Origin of the sequence: Bacillus cereus group sp. N11 (assembly GCF_016483605.1) — a bacterium.
GTDB lineage: Bacteria > Bacillota > Bacilli > Bacillales > Bacillaceae_G > Bacillus_A > Bacillus_A toyonensis.
Genome location: NZ_JAEHBN010000007.1, coordinates 203,693 through 225,169, shown reverse-complemented (window position 1 = coordinate 225,169; position 21,477 = coordinate 203,693). Strand labels below are relative to the sequence as shown.

The following is a 21,477-nucleotide window of genomic DNA, read 5'->3' as shown; positions in this document are numbered from 1 at the left end:
AGGAGAGAACTTCTACTTCATATTATCCTTTATTCTACTAAAAAAGCAGGCCATTTTCTGGCCTGCTTTCCCCTCTTTTATACGATGAAATATACCGCTTTTAATGGTCCGTGTACTCCGACAACAAGATTCATTTCAATGTCAGCAGAGTTACTAGGTCCTGTAATAAAGTTGATACAAGATGCCGCTGTCTCGCCATTTTCTACACGTGAGTTCATATCCTGAACTGCTTGCGTAATACGAGGCACAAGTGTTTCACGTGGAATAATAGCAAAGTATACAGTCGGTAAAAAGTGTAAAGAACGTCCTTGCCCTTTATGACTTTGTACAACAATTGTACCAGATTCAGCTAATGTATAATCACTAAATGCAATACCGATATTCGCTTTTTCAGCTATACGCATATTTTCGTCTTTTCTCTCTGGATCCCATACGTTTACTTCAATATCTCGCTTTGGAAGTTCTTCTTTAAATAAAGATGTTAAACCATATGCATCAAAGCGTTCATCTGCTGATAATAAAATAGGTCCCCCGCCGTTTTCCATGATTACTTTTTGAAGGTCTTCATACAAACGGTCATTTGTCGTTTCTACTACAGTTGTATGAATGTTTGTACATTGCTTTTTAAATACTTCTAGTAATTCTTCTTGTGAATAATCTTTTAACGTTTCTATATTCACATTACTTTTCCATACTGGACGCTCGACACCTTCTCTTTTACGCGCACGCCCAAGTTCTTTTGCAATGTTATCTAGAAAGGAATCACGGTTTTGAATTAATCCTGCCATTATTTATTCCCGCCTTTCTTATGATCTTTATACCAATCACGGAATCTTTCTTTACTTGGCGCTGGGAATTCACGAATATCCGTCCAGTTTTTAAGTGGTCCAACACCTTTTGATACACGGTTACCAGATGTGAATGGACTCATTGCTGCTGGTGCCATTTTTGATCCCATTTTGTATAATGCAGCTGAAGAAGCACCCATACTAAACATTTTCATCGCTAATTTTTCTGCAAGTGGCGCACGTCCTTCTTGTTCAACGATTACTTGGCGATGCTTTAATAATAAATCATGTAATGGAATTTTTACTGGACAAGCCTCTGTACATGCTCCGCATAAACTAGATGCATAAGGAAGCTCTTTGTAATCATCATATCCACCTAAAAGTGGTGTTAATACCGCACCGATTGGTCCTGAGTAAATCGATCCATATGAATGTCCACCAACGTGACGATATACAGGACATACATTTACACAAGCTGCGCAACGAATACATTGCAATACTGAACGGAATTCAGATCCAAGAATTTGAGAACGACCATTATCAACAACAACTAAATGGAACTCTTCAGGTCCATCAACTTCCTCTTCTTGAATTGGTCCTGCTACTGTTACATAACTTGTTAACTTTTGACCTACCGCACTACGGCATAGTAAACCAACTAAAACATCTAACTCTTCCATCGTCGGAACCATACGTTCCATACCCATTACTGCTATTTGTGTTTTCGGAATCGACATAACAAGATCCGCATTACCTTCGTTCGTTACTAAACAAAGAGATCCCGTATTTGCAACAGCGAAGTTACAACCCGTCACACCAATTTCTGCATCCATAAATTTCTCACGAAGTTGTTTACGAACAAACTTTGTCATCTCATATGGATCATCAGAATTTTCATAGCCAAGTTTTTCTTTAAATACATCGCGAATTTGCGTTCTATTTTTATGAAGTGCAGGCGCAATAATATGTGAAGGTGGATCGTTATCTACTTGCAAGATATACTCTCCTAAGTCACTTTCTAACACTTCACAACCAATTTCTTCAAGCGCATGGTTCATACTAATTTCTTCTGTTACCATCGACTTTGATTTCACTACTTTTTTCGCTTGTTTCTTTTTCGCGACGTCTTGAATATACTTTGCTGCTTCTTCTTTCGTTTTCGCAAAGTACACATGGCCGCCTCTTTTTGATACATTTTCACTTAACTGCATTAAGTAATAATCAAGATTTTCTAACGTATGTTGACGAATTTGTTCACCTAGTTCACGCCACTCTTCCCAGTTTCCCAATTCGTCCGCTGCTTTTAATCGATTCGTATATAAACGCGTTTGTGCAGAAGATACTGCTCCGCGCATAAACGAATCTTGAATTCCATCGCCTACGCGATCATTAAATTTTTTCTCACTGATTTTCATAGACATAGCTTATGTTCCCCCTTCATGAGCGACTATTCAGTACCTCAGCAATATGCATTACTTTTACTTCTTTTCCTAAACGCTCAATTCGTCCGCCAATGTTTAACAAACACCCACAATCTGCACCGATTAAATAATCAGCACCTGTTTCCATTACACTATCTACTTTTTCATCTACCATTTGCTCAGAAATCGGAGTCATCTTAACTGAAAACGTTCCCCCAAACCCACAACAATTTTGCACGTTTGGCAGTTCTCTCACAGTTAATCCCTTTACATTAGACAATAAAATTCCTGGTGCCTCTTTTACTCCAAGCAGGCGTGTCATATGACAAGACTTATGAATAGTAGCTATTCCTGGTAAACTTGCACCCACATCTGTCACTTTTAAAACATCTACAATAAATTGTGTAAATTCATATGTTTTATCAGCAACCTTTTGTGCACGTTTAGCCCATTTCGGGTCATCTTTAAAAACATGCGGATACTCATGAAACATTGTCGCACAAGAGCCAGATGGCGTAACGATATATTCTGCATCTTCGAAAGTCTCAATCATATGTTTCATCGCTTCTTTTGCTGCTTCTACATGGCCGCTATTATAAGCAGGCTGACCACAACAAACTTGTGCTTCCGGAAATTCAATTTCACAACCTAAACGCTCCAACACTTCAACTGTTGCTTTACCGACATTTGTTTCAAACATATCGACTAAACAAGTAACAAATAAAGTAACTTTCATAATTATTACTCCCCCTCTTTACAACTTCGCCAACAAACATATGGTCATCAGATGACTTAAGAGAAAAGAAATAGGCTCAACCATGACCTATCCTCTCCCTTTTCTAAAGAAAACGCTTACTTAATCTTTCTCTATTTTATCAGAAAATTAGATTTTTTAAAGATTAAATTACGAATTTATATCGTTTCTACCTGTGACAATATGTTCTACATTTGTTAAATGATCTAGCATTGCTTGCTGCGCTAATTCTACATCTTGTTTTAAAACCGCATCATATATAACTTGATGCTCTTCTATAAGTCGTTCTGATGTCGTTTGTTCACCATATAAAATAATGCGTCTTGATTCACCAATCGTTTCAGCAATCATCTCTGAAACATGATTCATGAGTTCAAGCAAAATGCTATTATGCGAAGACTCTGCAATTCCCATATGGAACTGAAAATCTGCTTTTTCGCCAGCCTTTTCATCTCCAATGCTCTTTGCCATTTCATCTAACCAATGTTTCATATTTTGCAAATTATCTTCCGTACGTTTTGCCGCTGCTGCTCGAACTGCCCCCACTTCAAGCACCTTTCGCACTTCTAATAAATTCAAAATATCTTCTTTCTTCATTAATAATCTATTGTTTAATGATTTTGTTAATGAAGAAGAATCAAAGTTCTTCACATATGTGCCTTCTCCTTGCTTCATTTCAATTAAGCCCATCGCTCTTAGCGCACTTAACGCTTCACGAACAGCAGATCTGCCAACTTGAAACTGCTCAGCTAATTGATGCACAGGAAGTAGCTTGTCACCAGGTTTTAACGTACCATTTTTAATCATTGTTAAAATAGCTTCAGATACTTCTTCGTAAATTTTTTTCGGTTTAATAGATTTGTACTCCAGTTAAATCACCTCAGTATCTTCCAAACAACAATTGAAACGATTTATAAGAACTTAGCATCCATACCTATTTTAGAACGAATTGGTAAGAAGTACAAATGTTTTGTTCATAAAATAGTCAAATTTTTAATATTTATTTGCTATTAATTTATATCTATTCCTATATTCATTTACATTCAATTGAAAAAGCATGTCCTTCACATTAGAACATGCTTTCTTCATCTTGTATGTTTAATTTAATAAATACTGTTGTTCCCTTACCTTTTTCACTTTCTATTTTCCACTCACCATCATGTATATGAACAATTTGCCTTACAATCGCAAGACCTAAACCTGTTCCACCATGTTGGCGACTTCTCGCTTTATCAACTCGGTAAAAACGCTCACCAAGATTCTCTAAATGCTCTGCATCAATACCTATTCCTGTATCCTTTATTTTCAACTTACAGTAATCGTCTATTTGCTCTAGCGTTATTATGATATTCCCGTTTTGATTTGTATACCGTATCGCATTATCTAACACGTTATGAAGAACTTGTTGCATACGATCTTCATCAATCATTACGATAATTTCAGGATTTAAATTCGTTGAAATACGAAGTTTTTTTTCTATAAACTTTAGTTCATACGTATCTAACACATCTTCAATAAGCTGCGAGAACACAATAGGTTGCTTCTTTAGAGGAAAATGTTCACCTTCTAGTTGCGCTAAATCTAATAAATCATGAACGAGACGCTGCATACGATCCGCTTCTTTATGAATAAGCTGCGTCACTTTTTCTTGCTGCGGTCCCTTTGCTACACCATCTAAGATAGCCTCACTATATCCTTTTATATAACTAAGCGGTGTTCTAAGTTCATGCGAAACGTTAGCCAAAAATTCCTTACGCTTTACATCTTCTGTTTCTAAAGAATGCGCCATTTTATTAAATGCTTTTCCTAATCGTCCAATTTCATCTTCTGAAGAAATGGTAATCCGCTCCGAGAAATCTCCAGTAGCGAAATGATTGGCAACCCGCTCCATTTGCGAAAGCGGCTTCGTAATCGCTATAATAATTTTTCTCCCAATCCATATCGTAATTAAAATCATAGCAATTGCTAGCGGGGCTAAAATAAGACCCATATCATATATTAAGTCTTTTATACTTTTTAAAGGAATATAAGAATATACAATTCCAACTAACTTTTTATTATCTAAAACAGGGATAACAACACCCATAATATTCCGATCAAAATGTTCTTCATATCCTACCTTTGTCACCGTTTTACCATCTAGTAGTGTTTGTCTATCCCCTTCACTTATAAGAGAATGATGATGCACATCAAAAGGCAAACATGCGCTTAGATCACGTGGATTGGAAACGAAAAGAACGTCTGAACTAGATATTTGATCAAATGCTCTTACTTTCTCTTCAAAAGTTGACATTCCTTCATTCTTATCATATTGCGTTGCAAGACGCTTTCCTTCCATTACTAATGAGTCTTTTAAATTATCAACGTATAACTTTTCATACGAGTATAAAGATACAAAATAAAGAAAGGAAACTGTTACACATACTGCACATACTACTGTAAGCCAAAGCTTTTGTACCATCGTAAACATACGTTACACCTCAAATTTATAGCCTACACCCCAAACAGTTTGAATGTAGTTTCCACTTTCTCCAAGTTTCAAACGCATCGTTTTCACATGTGTGTCTACTGTTCTTGTACTTCCCGCATAATCATACCCCCACACCTTTTCAAGCAATTGTTCCCGGCTAAATACTTGTCCTGTATGTTGGCAAAGGAAATATAGTAAATCAAACTCCTTTACTGTAAGAGAAATCGGATCGCCATCTGCCTCAATCCTCCTACTTTTTTCATTAATAAGAATGGGACCAAATTGAATCTCCTCTTGCTGTTCTTGCTTTGTATAACGTCTTAGTACAGCTTCCATACGAGCAATTAATTCACCTGGACTAAACGGCTTTACAATATAATCATCTGCTCCCATGCGTAAACCGTTCACCCTATTCCACTCTTCACCTTTTGCCGTTAAAAATATAATTGGCACATCTGACGTTTTTCGAATCTCTTTGCAAACTGAAAGTCCATCCATCTCTGGCATCATAATATCTAATACAACGAAATCATAATGATCTGACTCTAATTTTTTAAGAGCCTCTTTTCCATTTTCAGCTTCTCCCCACTCGTATCCGAAGTTATCTAAGTACATTCCGACAAGTTGCCTCATGTCACTTTCATCATCTACAACTAGCACTCTATATTTACCCATTGTCCTTCCCTTCCCTCTCTATGAGTTGAAATGGTCCTTTTCCGACTTTAATTGTTTGTTTTATTTTCATACTCTTCATATCCATGACGCACACTTCATCACTATCATAACTTGCTACATATCCTTCTGCCCCGCTTTTCAAAAATGCAAATGGATTCGAGCCTACTTCAACGGAAGCTACCTCTTTATACGTACTAATATCAAATTTTCTAAGCGTATTCGAACCATGGCTTAATGCATATACGTACTTATTATCTTTCGTTATGTTCACAGGCATAAACGGAGCGTGTAAAGAACGTACCATTTCGCCGCTCTGTAAAGAATACACTAATACTTTCTCATTCACTTGATTTCCATCACCATGTCCGCCAATCCATATCTCTTTTCCATCCGGACTAATCGTTGCTCCTGTTGATGCTGGTGGAATCATAAAGGATTGTATAACCTCTTTTTTCTTTGTATCAATTGTCGTTAGCTTCGTATCATAAAAGTTTAGTACAGATAACTGGTTATGATACTCTACCAGGGTTATCGGTCCTTTTCCTGTTGAAACACTTCCTGTCTCTTTCCCTTCTATCGTAAAGAACCTAACCTTTTGTGCATTTTGATCGGCGGCAAACAATTGTTTTTTATCTTCTGATACAACCACATTTACAATGCCTTTTCCAGTTTTATATTTTTCCACTTGCCTTCCTTCTGCTAGTGAATATACATACATGTATTCTAACTGCTTACCATATACAAGTATGTCCTCGCCGTTTGGAAGTAGTGCAATTCCTGCCATCGGTTCATTTAATTCCCATGTCGTAATTAATTTATTAGTTTTTTTATCAATAAAACTAATACTGCCTTCTTTTATATTCGTTGTTATAATAATACTCTTATCTTCAGTAATTGGTGTATATGAACTTCCTTGACACCCTACTAATAGAAATAAAAAACAGAGAAGAAAAACATACTTTCTCAAAAGATTCCCTCCATTTTCGAATGATTTCGTTATAATTGTAAAATAACAAATAAATGTGTGGAAAGTGTGAAATCTTCCTTTCTTATTCAACTTACATATATAATGTACAACAAATAGAATTTGAGGTGTGCAAATTATGCTTTTTCCTGATTTAGCGAATAAAATTGTACGGGAAGTACGCAGACTAATTACAGAAAATATTATTATCATTAATATACAAGGTGTTATTATCGCCAGTACAGATGCAAAAAGAATCGGTCAATTTCATGAGGGAGCACTCCGCTGCGCGAAACAAAAGAAAACCGTCATCATTACAAAAGAAGATGAACGACGGTTGCAAGGTGTAAAAGCCGGGATGAATCTTCCTTTACTATTTCATGACGAAGTAATTGGTGTTATTGGAATTACAGGAGAACCCGACAATATTTCACAATACGGAGAAATATTACGGAAGATGACCGAATTATTAATTCATGAAAACTATTTTTTAGAGCAATTAGAACTTGAACACCGTTCTTATGAAGCATTTGTCTTTGATTGGCTTCAAAATACAGACTGGTCTTCAAGTTTTCTCGATCGTGCAAAAACACTTGGCGTTGATTTATATAAGAAGAAACAACTTATTTTGTTTTCGATTGATCAAAATGATACGATGCTCCAGCGTAAAGTTTGGCAACATATTCGCAATCTATTAGCAAAAGACCATCTATTTGTTCGCTGGGGAAATGATCGATTTATTTTATTTTCAGCGATGAGCTCTAAAGAACAAACTTACCTATTTTTAAAACGGTTAAAACATGACTGTGAAACTTTATTTTCTATCCCTTTATATATGGGGATTGGGCAAACCGTTACGCCAAGCAAGATGCACATATCATATGAACAAGCACTACGAGCGCTTTCTGTGTCACTTGAAACGAAAAAAATTGTATTTAATGAAGATTTACGTTTAGAAATGTGCTTACAAGATATTTCTATCGAAACGCGAGAACAGTTTCTAGAGCGTACCATTGAAAACTTAGTACAATCTCCTGAGCTCATGCACACTTTACGTTTATTTATCGATTATAACCAATCTTATAAACAGACAGCTGAGCAATTACATATACACATTAATACATTGCATTACCGACTAAAAAAAATTGAAGAACATACCGGACTTGATCCGAAACAATTCAAAGATTTAAATGTTTTATACTTCGCACTCCTTTTATTAGATAATCATACAAAAAAGAACGATAAAACAGATTAATCTTCAGATGATTATACATAGAAAGAATCCTCCAACTTTTTTATCATTATAATGAAAGCACTGTTACAACGTTTTTATTATGACTAAACACGTTAACAGTTTGAGGGGGATTTCCAATGTTAGAAAAGCAAATTATTCATTCATTCGTATCCATTGTTGGCGAAGATAATGTAGATACATCCAATATGGGGCGCTTAACTTATAGTTATGATGCCACTCCAAACTTCCAAGCAATGCCTGATGCAGTCATTGCTCCTCGTAATACAAATGAAGTAGCTGAAGTGTTAAAAGTATGTAACTCTCACAAAATCCCTGTGTATGTTCGTGGTTCTGGAACAAACCTTTGTGCAGGAACTTGTCCACTAGAAGGCGGTATCGTCCTTATTTTCCGCCATATGAACAATATTTTAGAGATTGATGAAGAAAATTTAACAATTACCGTACAAGCTGGTGTCATTACACTTGATATTATTAAAGCAGTAGAAGAAAAGGGATTATTTTATCCGCCAGATCCAAGCTCGATGAAAATTTCTACAATCGGCGGTAATATTAATGAAAACTCAGGCGGATTACGTGGGTTAAAATATGGTGTAACACGTGATTATGTAATGGGTCTTGAACTTGTCTTACCAAATGGTGATATCATTCGTACTGGTGGTAAATTAGCAAAAGATGTTGCTGGTTACGATTTAACTCGTCTATTTATCGGTTCTGAAGGAACACTTGGAGTAGTAACAGAAGCGATATTAAAACTTGTTCCTATGCCTGAAACGAAGAAAACAATGCTGGCACTCTACGAAGATATTAATGAAGCTGCACGTGCTGTTTCTTCTATTATTGCAAATAAAATTATTCCAGCGACACTTGAGTTTTTAGACCAACCGACAATTGAAGTTGTAGAAGAGTTTGCACAAATCGGTTTACCAACTGACGTAAAAGCAATTTTATTAATTGAACAAGATGGTCCACCCGAAGTGGTCGATCGAGATATTGAAAAAATGGCTAACGTTTGCCACTCTATGAATGCAGTTGATGTTCGCGTTGCAAAAGATGAAGCGGAAGCAGATGCACTTCGTACAGCACGCCGTAGCGCACTATCAGCACTTGCAAGATTAAAACCGACGACAATATTAGAAGATGCAACAGTACCTCGTTCACAAATTGCTCCGATGGTTGAAGCTATTAATGCCATCGCAAAAAAATTTAATATTCCTATTTGTACGTTTGGACACGCTGGTGATGGAAACCTACATCCAACTTGTATGACAGATGCCCGTAATGAAGAAGAAATGCACCGTGCTGAACAAGCTTTTGCTGAAATATTTGCGAAAGCAATTGAGCTTGGTGGTACGATTACTGGTGAACATGGTGTTGGGGCGATGAAAGCTCCCTATTTAGAAATGAAATTAGGTAAAGAAGGTATTGCCGCTATGCAAGGGATTAAACAAGCCTTCGATCCAAATAACATTATGAATCCTGGAAAGATGTTCGCGAAAGACACTCGTAAAAGAGTGGTGGTTGAGCGATGACAACATTAAATAAAGAAAACATTCAAAAGGAATTTAAAGAACGATTAAGTGAAGATGAGCTACTAAACTGTATGCGCTGCGGGTTCTGCTTACCTACTTGCCCTACTTACATTCAATCTGGGTATAAAGAATCACATTCACCGCGCGGACGTATCGCATTAATGAAAGCTGTCGTTGATGGTTTAATCGAGCCAGATGAAGATGTTGAAAATACTTTAAACGTTTGCCTTGGCTGTCGTGCTTGTGAACCTGTTTGTCCATCTGGTGTGAATTATGGACATTTATTAGAAGAAGCCCGTGATATTATTAATCAAAATAAAAAATTCTCTATGCCAGTGAAAGCCGTTCGTAAAATCGTTTTTGAAGGATTATTCCCACATCAAAATCGAATGAGAACTTTAACTGGACTTATCGGATTTTACCAACGTTCCGGCTTACAAACGTTAACTCATAAAACAGGTATTATGAAGTTATTCCCTGAAACACTTGCAACGATGGATCTCGTTTTACCAAAAGTCCCTAAAATGAAAGCAATGAAAGATCGTCCTACATTTTTATCTGCTGAAAGTACAAAGAAAAAACAAGTTGCATTCTTCACAGGCTGTTTAATGGATACGATGTTTTTAGAAACAAATAACGCAACGATGAAACTTCTTCAATTAGCCGGTTGTGATATCGTTATCCCGCAAACACAAAGTTGCTGCGGTGCATTACATGGACATGCTGGTGAAAAGAGTGGAGCAAAAGAATTAGCGAAACGAAATATAAAAGCATTCGAAGACTTAAACATCGACTATATTATTACGAATGCAGGTGGTTGCGGGGCTTACCTCGTAGACTATGATTATCTTCTAAAAGATGATCCAGAATGGGCTGAACGTGCAAAGCAGTTTGTTTCTAAAATTAAAGATATTACCGCTATTCTAGTAGAACTAGATTTCCATAAACGAACTGACTTACGACTCACGCCGCAAATTATTACGTATCAAGATTCTTGCCATTTACGTAACGTTATGCGAACATCTTCTGAACCTCGTATGCTACTAGAAGCCATTCAAGGCGCAACATACCGTGAAATGAAAGATGCGGATCGCTGCTGTGGTTCGGCTGGTATATACAACATTGTACACTCAGAATTATCAATGGAATTTCTAGATTATAAAATGGACCGTGTACATGAAACAGATGCAGCAACAATTGTCACTGCAAATCCAGGGTGCCTATTACAAATGAAACTAGGTATTGAACGTGAAGGTCTATCTCATAAAATGAGAGGAATTCACATTGTAGATTTATTATTAGAAGCAATTGAAACTAACTCGTAATAACTCGTAACATACGTAATAATAGGAAAACGGCTATCTCCTTCGTCTATGTAAAGAGATAGCCGCTTTTTTGTCTGCTACAACATTAAAAATATGTTACTTTATTATAAAAAAGAACAACAGAAACATTACAGTTTTGTAAAAAACAATCCAGTATATTCCTTAAAAAAACGTTCAAACCATTGATACAATAGGATTCTTCATTTTCAATATAGGTACATTTATCCAAAAACCTCCTATTAAAACGAAGTATAAAAATGCTGAAAATTCCTTTTACACTCTACGTTTCTCTTATTTCTCTCCTTTTCTCTCCTTAGGATAAATTAGGTAAATTTTAAGTCTATGAATTTTTTTCCATCTTTTTTCTCGTAAATTGTATGCTACGATGGATTTGTCAGTCAGACAGGCTGTCAAAAACAAATCGTGTGAAAACAAATTAAAACTTTATATAGGGGGACACACATCATGAAAAAGCGTGTTTTATTATCTGTAGCTGCTGCAACAGCTCTTACTTTAGGAGTATCTTCTTTAGATGCACAAGCTGCAACAGTACAACCATCTAACATAAAGGTTCAAAATATTCAGCATTCAAAAGTGATGATGAAGCAAATGAACCAACAAGAGTTACAAGCATTCTTACAATCTATGGGAGTTGAATCATTAGCACAATGGCAACAAGGAAACTTCCAACCAAATTGCTTCGTTCCTGGTCAACAACCTACTGAAAATGTTGTAACTGAGCAACCAACAGCTAAGCCAGAAACTCAAAAGCCTGTTGAACAAAAACCTGCTGAGCAAAAGCCTGCTGAACAAAAGCCAGAAGCTCAAAAGCCTGCTGAAAACAATAATACGCAAAAACCTACAGAACAAAAACCTGCTGAGCAAAAGCCTGCTGAAGAAGCAAAATCTTTAAGCGAGTTCGAACAACGTGTTGTTGAATTAACAAACGCTGAGCGTACAAAACAAGGCTTACCAGCACTAAAAATCGATACTGAATTAAGCAAAGTAGCGCGTGTTAAATCTGAAGATATGCAAAAAAATAACTACTTTGATCATAACAGCCCTACATACGGGTCTCCGTTTGACATGATGAAGAAATTTGGTATTTCTTATACATCTGCAGGTGAAAACATCGCTCAAGGCCAACGTACACCTGAAGAGGTAGTACAAGCTTGGATGAACAGTGCTGGACACCGTGCAAACATCTTAAATAACGGCTTCACTCACATCGGTGTTGGTTATGTAGAAAGCGGTAACTACTGGACACAACAATTTATTACGAAGTAAATAGATAAAAAGAGTCTTCTCATAATGAGAAGACTCTTTTTAAGTTTCGTAACTTTCTATTATGTATGAATATAAAATGTAGGACATAAACAAAATAGATCCGCAACTTATTACGCTAAGCAATACATAAAATCCCCACTTCAAGTTCAAAAACAAGGAAAACAGTATACCACATGCCATCACTTGAAAAATTCGTCTACTCACTAAACGAATTTTTTGTAATTTAATTGGATCTTTTTCTTTACCCTTTATCTTTTTAAAATCTTTGCTAAGCATAAAAAGAAACATACTAATCCCGATCGTTAATCCTGTCTGAAAGGATATAAAACTTCCAAAATTAATAACGAGAATAAGCATATGAATAAACAACATAAATAAAGTAATCGTCTTTATAAATCCGTCTATAATGAAATGCTCTCCTCCATTAAACTTATATATATTATGTGAAATAATATACACAAATCCATGTAAAAAAATAATAAGAACCGGAATAAATGCAACAACAACTTGTTTACTCATAAATTCGTTCGGCCCACCATTTTCGTTCCAATGTACTGCCAAACGTTCTGGTAAATATGGATAGATGCATAGGGTAAATAAAAGACAAGCGAAAAATATTCCTAGTATATATTTATATTTGACCAAGTAATTCTCACCTCTCTTTTCTCTTTACGGCTTCGCTTCTTTTAGAGAAATTCCTGCAAAAATTTACTTTTCTCAAATTAAAACTTACACTTTACACATTTTCCCTTTGAAATTCTTTCATTATATTGTTTAATTTTGTAGGAAACGGTACATCAATTTCGATCTCTTCTTTCGTAATTGGATGCAAGAAATTAATTTTCATTGCATGTAACGCTTGTCCTGACATATATGTTGTTTGTCCACCATATAACACATCCCCAACTAGCGGATTACCATTATGGCTCATATGCACACGAATTTGATGCGTTCTACCTGTTTCTAATTGTAAGGTTACAAAGGTTGTATTGTGCTTTTTAAAATACTTTTCTACTTTATAGTATGTAATAGCTTCATCACCCTTTGGGGAAACACGACGTCTCGTAGCATGATGTCTATCCCTTCCAATAGCAGCGTCAATTGTACCCTTCTTCTTTTTCACTTTCCCTTCAACAAGCGCAGCATACGTTCTTTTTATTTTTCGTTCCATTAATAAACGATCCATAATCGCGCCAGCAATTCTATGTTTAGCAAACACGACACCACCTGTCGTATCTTTATCTAAACGATGAATATGGCGAACCTTCGTCTCTAAACCTTGCATTTGAAAATGAAAAGCAACAAGGTTTGCAAGTGTTCCCGTTCCACCTTTTTCGGCAGGGTGCGTGTCCATTTTCTCTGGTTTATTTACGATAAGTACGTGATCATCTTCATATACTACATGTAGCTCACCATATTCTGGCTCTACACCGTACTCTTCCTCCATAAACATGTGAACTTGGAATTTATCGCCCTCTTTTAAAAGCTCATTCCATCTTCTCTGTTCACCGTTAACAGTAACACCTTTTTCCATACGAAGCTGATGTAATAACTTTTTCGGTAGTTCCCATTCTACTTTTAATAACGATTCGATACTTATACCAGTCCATTTAGCCGGTACAGTAATTTCGCACCATTCGCCCTTCTTCTTTGTTTCCATACTATATCACCTTATTTCTATTGATTCTCTCATTGTAACGGAAAACACGCTTTGATGCATCGTCAAAAATAGAGGACAGCCTTATAATCGACTGCCCCTCACGCTCTAAGCCTTTTCATTTCCTGCAATACTTCTTCAGCTTTTTGCTCATACGATAAATCTTTGAAGAAATCCGCCAATCGTTTATAGTCGTTGTATGTATCTAATAAGTCGTCTATTTTCTCTCCTTTCATAACTTGCTGCTTTTGCTTCATTTTTACTGGATACCGATAGCCCGATAGCTCTTGTATTTTGTAATACTCATCCTCTACTTGAATAACCTTTACAAGTTCCTCCTCTTCTGCGTCCATCGTATATCCATCAAACTCTCTAAGCAGTTCATAAATGATATGAGTCCATTCATCTTTTGGATAAAATCCTTTTTCTAATCGATAACCGACAATGCGATACATATGCCCATCGTTTTCTGAAAATTCTACTGTATCATTTAGCTTAAATTTGAAATAACGAAACATTGCCTTCACCTACTTATATGTAATGTTCTTATCACATACTATTTGCAAAATGTAGGCCTTGCTATTCATAAAAAAATACTCATCTATAAGATGAGTATTTTTTTATGATGATTTTTCTCGTTTTTTCCGAAATGGCAGCCACCAATTCCAGTCTCCAAACAACTTCATTAAGCTTGGTACAAGCATAAGACGAATAACGGTTGCATCAAGGAATATCGCTAATGCCACGCCAAGACCCATTTGCTTTACTGGTAAAATATCAGTAAATGCGAACGCACCCGTTACAACGATCATAATTAAAGCAGCTGACGTTATAATTCTACTCGTTGAAACGAGCCCTTCTAACGTTGCTTGATCATTATCTCCTGTTTCTTCATAAAGCTCATGAATACGTGAAATAAGAAATACTTCATAATCCATGCTAAGCCCAAATACAAGGCCGAAAATGAAGATTGGTAATACAAATAAAACAGGACTCGCTTCTAAACCAAAATGACCACCCTCAAATAACCAAACGACAATTCCAATTGTTGCACTTAAACTAAGTACGTTCATAATAATTGCCTTAATTGGAATGAGTATAGAACGGAATGCAAATAATAAAATGACAAAGGTTGATCCGAATATAACTGACATACCAATTGCAACTTTATCTTTAATTTCATCTTCTAACTCTTTTTGGAACGTCGTCATTCCGCCTAGGTAGTACGTAACATCATTTTCTTTATAATTACTTTTGAAATCACGAACCCACTGTTTCGCAGTTTCTGTACGAGGCTTCGTATCCAAAAAGACTTCTATTATTGTCTTATTTCCTTTTGAGTACGCTTCAAATACAGGAGCTATTTTTGCCGCTTCTGGCGACTGCAATATACCAGCAACTTGATCTGCTTTCATTCCGGTTAACCCATCGTATAAACTTCTTACCTCATATACTTTCTCATCATCTTTTAACTTTTGAACAACTTCTTCTATCTTTTGTAAACTCTCTTTTTCTTTTATATTTTTTTTCGTCTCTACTACTAATGTAACATCAGCATGTGTTTGAACCGTTTTATTAAATGTTTCTTCATATTTCTCATAAGCAACTCTAGTGTCACTCTTTTCAGGTAACGCTTCAACACCAGGAAACTGCAAATTAGCTGTACGTAGCGGTAATAAACAAATAACAATAAATGTTGTAACAGCAATAATCATTATGATTGGATGTTTCATTACAAATTGTGCAAATTTACGCCATGCCTTTGCCGGTGTATGTGCTACTTGATTCTTTTTTAATATTCGTTTTCCAATTAAAGATAACAGTGCTGGAAGAAGTGTAAGTGAGAATAAAATACTCATAATCACAACAATCATCCCGCTTATGGCAACAGACTGAATATAATCAATTTTAAAGAAAAATAAGCCTGATAAACCAACGAATACGCATAATCCTGAAAATACGATCGCACGTCCTGCCGTTTGATACGTAATCGCTATCGCTTCTTTCACCGTTCTCTTCGCAACTTCCTCTCGAAAACGATTCACAAATAACAGTGCAAAATCAATGGATAGTGCAAGTCCAATCATCGGTGCAACATTTAATACGAAAATAGATAACTCTTTGTCGCTACCTATAAAATATAAAATCCCCATCGTACTAATGACACTAAGCGCGCCATTTACAATCGGTAAAATAGATGCCAAAAGGCTACCAAATGAAAATAGTAATACGAGAAATGCAATTGGTAAACCAATCATCTCTGCTACTTTTAAATCATTTTGTGTTCTTTCATTAATCTCTTGATTAATTTTTGGAAATCCTGTAGGTGTTACTTTTAATGCTGTATTACTTTCCTTCTCAATAGTATCAGCGAACTGTAATGTCTTTTCCATACGTTCTTTAGTTGTTTTCCCGGAAAATAATATTGTCGCATAACCGATATTATCTTGTAACATTTCTTTATTTTGCACTGGATGATGGAAAGATTCATATTTCTCGTTCTCTTCAACCTTCTTTACAATGCTCTCTATTTGCTTTTTAAAATCCTCATGTGAAGCATCCTTATTCCTTTCAAAAACAAGTAGGAGCGTATCTTGAGACCTCTTAAAATCTTTATCTAAAATTTCTTTCGTCTTTTGATAGTCCCCTTCCGTTTGAAAACCATCACCACCTAATACTCCCGGTAGCTTTGGAGCAAAAATACCGAGTGCTATCGCAAGCAATAGTAGCGCTACAATTACTGTATAACGAAACTGATACAAGAAAGTTCCTAACTTCCCCCACTTATCCACTTTATGTACATTTGTCTTCACACATTTTCACCTACTTTAAATAATTCAATTATCACTTATACTGTATCACATCTTCATACAAACAAAAAACGTCTGGAAACACTATAATGATAGTTTTTCCAGACGTTTTTTATCTCTCTTTATTGAGCTGAAGCCTCTTAGTAAGTAAACGATGATAATAAATCGCGATAATTAACAAAATACCACCTACGCAATAACCTGCTAAAATATCAGTTGGATAATGTACATTTAAAATAACTCTACTTAATCCAATCGATACAATTAATATACCCATCGAAATGGTTATAACATATTTCCCAGTTACACTCTTCAAATTTGCCGCAATGATATAAGTAAGAAAACCGAATGTCATAATAGATAACATTGCATGCCCACTAGGGAAGCTATACCCAAGTGCATCTAATGCTTCATTTAACGACGGACGCTCCCTTTTCACAATTTCTTTTATTCCTTTATTAACGAGATGTGTGATCAAAATCCCCATTGGATACACGATCATTGCAGCATAATAACGTTTCTGCAAAAAAACAAGCAAACTTATAATAAGTATAGTTACAATTCCAATTGCTGATCCTAACTTTGTAAAGTATGAGAAAAAAGTAAGTGAGCTCTCCGTTTGTAACCCCTTTACTAATCCGCGGACATATGTATCCATCACTGTAACGCCACCTGCATGTACGCGCCAAGCAATAATACTAAATACTGTAAGTAATAAAATAACACATATTACCTCATACTGATGTAACTTCTTCTTCAAACGATTTCCTCCTACTATGAAAAAATGCGATTTCTACTTTAGAAACCGCATTTCCTTACTTATTTACCTTTTGTTTTTAATTCTGTCCAGTAACGATCATAGTCTTTTAACTTATCGTCTACATCAACAAGCCATTCTGTGCGATCTAATTCTTCTTTCGTTAAGAAGATCATATGGTTCTCACGATATTCTTTACTATGAAGAGGGTGAGCTTTTTCATTTGGATTACTGTACCCAATTGACTCGTAGTTTTTCACACTTACTTTCTCATCTAATAAATAGTTCATAAACTTCTCTGCAAGCTCTTTGTTTTTTGCACCTTTTGGAATTGCTAACGTGTCGGCCCAAATTGTGCCGCCTTCTTTTGGTACAACGTACTCTACATCTTTATTATCTTTTGCGATAAATGCTGCATCTCCAGACCAAACTGTTCCGATCCAAGCATCTTCTGTAATGAACTTTTGTTTAATGTTATCTGTATCAAATGCTAATAAATTTGGAAGTAGCTTCTGTAAATCAGTAGCTGCTGTCTTTAACTCTGCATCGTCTTTCGTGCTGTTTGAGAATCCATGCTTCTTAAGACCCATTCCTAATACTTCACGAGAATCATTTAGTAATGTTACATGTCCTTTATATTTCTCGTTCCATAAGTCAGCCCAGCTTGTAGGTGCTTCTTTCACATACTTTTTATTGTATGCAATCCCTGTTACGCCCCAAGTGTATACTAAAGAATATTTATTCTCTGGGTCAAATGCTGGCGTTTTGAAATTAGAAATCATATTTTCGATGTTCGGGATATTCTTCTTATCTAACGGCGCTAATAAATCCATTTTCGCCATTGTCTTAACCATGTAATCAGACGGCTGAATTAAGTCATACTTTGCGCCACCGGCTTGTAATTTCGCAAGCATTTCTTCGTTACTTGCATACTTATCATAGTTAATTTTTACGTTATATTTCTTTTCAAAATCTCTTAGCACTTGCTCATCAAAATTGTCAGCCCAGCTATAAATGTTTAACTCTTCTTTCTTTTCACCACAACCGGCAAGTACACCAGCAACAAGGCTAAAGCTAATTGCTGCGCCAGCTATTCTTTTCATTAATTTCATCGGTTTTACCCCCTCGTACTTTTTATATCGTTCGTATTATAAAGGAAGGTGTCCTCCAGAGTTTTCTTCACCATCTGCACCTTTGTTACGGAAGATTTCCGATAGCACCATTAATCCTACAATAACAACAATTAAAATTGTAGAAAGGGCATTAATTTCAGGTGATACTCCGCGCTTAACCATACTGTAAATGTATAATGGCAATGTTGTTGATCCTGGTCCTGATACGAAGAAACTAATTACAAAATCATCAATTGATAATGTGAATGTTAATAACGCTGCTGAAACAACTCCCGGTGCAATTGCCGGAAACGTCACATGGCGAAACGTTTGCCATGGCGTTGCTCCTAAATCATTTGCAGCCTCTTCTAAATCACGTCCCATGCTAGAAAGACGGGCCGCTAAAATAACAACAACAAATGAAATACTAAATGTAATATGTGCGATAATAATTGTTGTTTGTCCAAGTTCCATACCTAATTGACTAAATAGGATAAGTAAAGATAATCCCATTAATATATCAGGAATTAAAATAGGTAAATATACAAGACCATTAATGGCCCCTTCAAAACGATATTTGTAACGATGTAATGCTATCGCAAAAAACATACCAAGTATCGTTGTTACAACTGTTGTTATAACTGCAATCGTCATACTATTTACAAACGCATCAATAACATCTTGTTTTTGAAATAAATCTGTATACCAATGGAATGTAAAGCCTTCCCATTCCGCATTAATTCGAGAATCATTGAAGGAATATACCATTAAAACCATCATTGGAAAATACAAGAACAATAAAATTAACCAAGAATAAGAAACTAAAAACTTTTTCATTTTTGCCTATTCCCCTCCGTTCCCATCATATTTATATACTTTCGTTGCACGATAATATAAGTAAATTAACAGAACAGAGAATAGAACAACAATCATAGATAACGCAGATCCAAACGGCCAGTCACGCGCACCTAAGAATTGGTTTTGAATTACGTTTCCGATTAATGCTACTTTCGATCCACCCATCACGTCTGATACAACAAACATTCCGATAGAAGAAACGAATACTAAAATAGAACCAGTAGCAATTCCTGACATCGTCATTGGTACTGTTACATTCCAAAATGCTTTTACTGGTGTTGCACCTAAATCATAAGCTGCTTCTAGCTTACGCTTATCCAGCTGCTCAATTGCTGCATACACTGGTAAAATCATAAATGGTAATAAAGAATATACCATTCCAAGTATTACAGAAGGCGTATTATATAGTAAATTTAACGGTTCACTAATAATACCTAATTTTAATAACAGTGTGTTCACAAGACCTTGTGAACGTAAAATAACAATCCACGCATATGAACGAACAAGGAAGTTAATCCAAAACGGTATCGTTGCCAATAATAAAAGAATAGAACGATATTTACGATCAACAATTGTAATTGTATACGCAAATGGATAACCAATTAATAAACAAAGTACTGTTGTAATAACAGCAATCTTTACTGTTTCCCATAATGTTCCCATATACAATGGGTCAAACACACGTACTATATTATCTAACGTAAATTGCATTTCCACTGTTCCGTATGCTCCGCGCTGCATGAAGGCAAAACCCAATACGAATACAAGTGGAACTAGGAAGAAGATTAACAGCCACGCGACTGTAGGTAGTGCGAGTAATTTCCCTTTTTTCAATTTAAGGTCACCTCGTCCTCTTGCTCCCATCCTACATATACATTATCTCCAATGCTCCACTGTGCTGCTTCTTCAGCTGTTTGATACGCCATCAATAATTCTGCTGTTTTCTCATCACGTACATAAAGCTTTTCCATATTTCCAACAAACTCAATGTCTTCAATATGTCCAAGATGGTAATCTTCTAAAATTGGTTCTTCAACCGAACGTACCTTTACATTTTCAGGGCGAATTGCTACGTAGTCTTCCCCGTTTTTCACAATATTATTTTCACCGATAAATGTCGCAACGAACAACGTTTTCGGCTTATTATAAATTTCTTTCGGTGTTCCGATTTGTTCAATATGTCCTTTATTCATAACGACAATACGGTCACTCATGCTCATCGCTTCTTCTTGATCATGCGTTACGTATATGAACGTAATTCCTAAATTGCGTTGTAAGTTTTTCAATTCACGTTGCAAATCTTTTCTTAGCTTAAAGTCAAGCGCTCCAAGTGGCTCATCCAATAGTAATACACGTGGGTTATTTACAATCGCTCTCGCAATTGCTACACGCTGCTGCTGCCCACCAGACAGCTTCATAGGTTTACGATTACGGAACTCTAGTAACTGCGTTAAACGCATTGCCTCTTCAGCACGTTCTTTCTGTTCTGCCGCTGGTACTTTTTGCATTTTCATACCGAAACAAATATTTTTCTCCACATTCATATGCGGGAATAGTGCATAATGTTGGAACACTAAGTTCATATGACGCTTATATGGCGGCAAATCGTTAATCTTTTCATCATCTAATAAAAGATTCCCTTTAGTTGGAGTTTCAAATCCTGCGATCATACGAAGTAACGTCGTTTTCCCGCAACCACTCGGCCCTAAAATTGTTAAAAACTCTCCTTCTTTAATATCTAAAGAAAGCGGTGGGATAATCACTTGATTTCCAAAATGTTTTTCTACTGCTTCAACTTTAATAATTTTTTTCATT

20 protein-coding genes are annotated in these 21,477 nt (G+C 35.9%); 4 read left to right on the top strand and 16 right to left on the bottom strand.

Features of this window, described 5'->3' with window-relative positions:
- Window positions 1-77: 77 nt before the first annotated feature.
- The 7 genes from JDS98_RS13935 to JDS98_RS13905 form a co-directional block, all read right to left on the bottom strand.
- On the bottom strand, window positions 78-788 hold the full coding sequence (locus JDS98_RS13935; protein WP_000907756.1) for a LutC/YkgG family protein: 711 nt from the start codon (window positions 786-788) through the stop codon (window positions 78-80).
- Window positions 788-2,209: a LutB/LldF family L-lactate oxidation iron-sulfur protein gene (locus tag JDS98_RS13930; protein WP_000061931.1), complete on the bottom strand. Its 1,422-nt coding sequence runs from the start codon at window positions 2,207-2,209 to the stop codon at window positions 788-790. Before JDS98_RS13930 ends, JDS98_RS13935 begins: the two co-directional genes overlap by 1 nt.
- Window positions 2,210-2,225: 16 nt before the next feature.
- Window positions 2,226-2,945: a (Fe-S)-binding protein gene (locus JDS98_RS13925; RefSeq protein WP_000869145.1), complete on the bottom strand. Its 720-nt coding sequence runs from the start codon at window positions 2,943-2,945 to the stop codon at window positions 2,226-2,228.
- Between the two features lie 168 nt (window positions 2,946-3,113).
- Window positions 3,114-3,803 carry a FadR/GntR family transcriptional regulator gene (locus tag JDS98_RS13920; RefSeq protein ID WP_254903113.1) on the bottom strand — a complete coding sequence of 230 codons (690 nt, stop codon included), beginning with the start codon at window positions 3,801-3,803 and terminating at the stop codon, window positions 3,114-3,116.
- 229 nt (window positions 3,804-4,032) lie between these two features.
- Window positions 4,033-5,433, bottom strand: coding sequence for a sensor histidine kinase (locus JDS98_RS13915; RefSeq protein ID WP_000494807.1), 1,401 nt, complete (start codon window positions 5,431-5,433; stop codon window positions 4,033-4,035).
- A gap of 3 nt (window positions 5,434-5,436) precedes the next feature.
- The gene (locus JDS98_RS13910) at window positions 5,437-6,108 is read right to left on the bottom strand and encodes a response regulator transcription factor (RefSeq protein ID WP_000521658.1); all 672 of its coding nucleotides are present in this window, start codon (window positions 6,106-6,108) and stop codon (window positions 5,437-5,439) included.
- On the bottom strand, window positions 6,101-7,075 hold the full coding sequence (locus tag JDS98_RS13905) for a YncE family protein (protein ID WP_001234168.1): 975 nt from the start codon (window positions 7,073-7,075) through the stop codon (window positions 6,101-6,103). The genes JDS98_RS13910 and JDS98_RS13905 overlap by 8 nt, the downstream gene beginning before the upstream one ends.
- 136 nt (window positions 7,076-7,211) lie before the next feature.
- Here JDS98_RS13905 and JDS98_RS13900 point away from each other — a divergent pair, with 136 nt between their 5' ends.
- From JDS98_RS13900 to JDS98_RS13885, 4 genes are all read left to right on the top strand, one after another.
- Window positions 7,212-8,327: a CdaR family transcriptional regulator gene (locus JDS98_RS13900; protein ID WP_199631462.1), complete on the top strand. Its 1,116-nt coding sequence runs from the start codon at window positions 7,212-7,214 to the stop codon at window positions 8,325-8,327.
- A gap of 116 nt (window positions 8,328-8,443) precedes the next feature.
- Window positions 8,444-9,856 carry a glycolate oxidase subunit GlcD gene (gene glcD, locus JDS98_RS13895; RefSeq protein WP_000890749.1) on the top strand — a complete coding sequence of 471 codons (1,413 nt, stop codon included), beginning with the start codon at window positions 8,444-8,446 and terminating at the stop codon, window positions 9,854-9,856.
- Entirely contained in the window at window positions 9,853-11,181 is a 1,329-nt protein-coding gene (locus JDS98_RS13890; protein WP_000209622.1) for a (Fe-S)-binding protein, read from the top strand. Before glcD ends, JDS98_RS13890 begins: the two co-directional genes overlap by 4 nt.
- Window positions 11,182-11,646: 465 nt before the next feature.
- Window positions 11,647-12,468, top strand: coding sequence for a CAP domain-containing protein (locus tag JDS98_RS13885; RefSeq protein WP_000747570.1), 822 nt, complete (start codon window positions 11,647-11,649; stop codon window positions 12,466-12,468).
- Window positions 12,469-12,507: 39 nt separating this feature from the next.
- On the opposite strand, the gene JDS98_RS13880 is transcribed toward JDS98_RS13885, so the two are convergent.
- From JDS98_RS13880 to potA, 9 genes are all read right to left on the bottom strand, one after another.
- Entirely contained in the window at window positions 12,508-13,113 is a 606-nt protein-coding gene (locus JDS98_RS13880; protein ID WP_199633989.1) for a DUF1648 domain-containing protein, read from the bottom strand.
- Window positions 13,114-13,204: 91 nt separating this feature from the next.
- Window positions 13,205-14,128 carry an RluA family pseudouridine synthase gene (locus tag JDS98_RS13875; RefSeq protein ID WP_098138272.1) on the bottom strand — a complete coding sequence of 308 codons (924 nt, stop codon included), beginning with the start codon at window positions 14,126-14,128 and terminating at the stop codon, window positions 13,205-13,207.
- 98 nt (window positions 14,129-14,226) lie between these two features.
- The gene (locus JDS98_RS13870; protein ID WP_199633988.1) at window positions 14,227-14,643 is read right to left on the bottom strand and encodes a histidinol dehydrogenase; all 417 of its coding nucleotides are present in this window, start codon (window positions 14,641-14,643) and stop codon (window positions 14,227-14,229) included.
- Window positions 14,644-14,745: 102 nt separating this feature from the next.
- Window positions 14,746-16,938, bottom strand: a complete 2,193-nt coding sequence (locus tag JDS98_RS13865; protein WP_199633987.1) for an MMPL family transporter — start codon at window positions 16,936-16,938, stop codon at window positions 14,746-14,748.
- Between the two features lie 109 nt (window positions 16,939-17,047).
- Complete coding sequence (locus JDS98_RS13860; protein WP_141559829.1) at window positions 17,048-17,695, bottom strand: phosphatase PAP2 family protein; 648 nt, start codon at window positions 17,693-17,695, stop codon at window positions 17,048-17,050.
- A gap of 59 nt (window positions 17,696-17,754) precedes the next feature.
- A complete protein-coding gene (gene potD / locus JDS98_RS13855; protein ID WP_000772488.1) occupies window positions 17,755-18,804 on the bottom strand; it encodes a spermidine/putrescine ABC transporter substrate-binding protein PotD in 1,050 nt (349 codons plus the stop codon).
- Window positions 18,805-18,840: 36 nt separating this feature from the next.
- The gene (gene potC / locus JDS98_RS13850; RefSeq protein WP_000714202.1) at window positions 18,841-19,641 is read right to left on the bottom strand and encodes a spermidine/putrescine ABC transporter permease PotC; all 801 of its coding nucleotides are present in this window, start codon (window positions 19,639-19,641) and stop codon (window positions 18,841-18,843) included.
- A gap of 6 nt (window positions 19,642-19,647) precedes the next feature.
- On the bottom strand, window positions 19,648-20,496 hold the full coding sequence (gene potB / locus JDS98_RS13845) for a spermidine/putrescine ABC transporter permease PotB (RefSeq protein WP_000715502.1): 849 nt from the start codon (window positions 20,494-20,496) through the stop codon (window positions 19,648-19,650).
- The gene (potA, locus tag JDS98_RS13840; RefSeq protein WP_000720326.1) at window positions 20,493-21,476 is read right to left on the bottom strand and encodes a spermidine/putrescine ABC transporter ATP-binding protein PotA; all 984 of its coding nucleotides are present in this window, start codon (window positions 21,474-21,476) and stop codon (window positions 20,493-20,495) included. Before potA ends, potB begins: the two co-directional genes overlap by 4 nt.
- Window position 21,477: the final 1 nt, after the last annotated feature.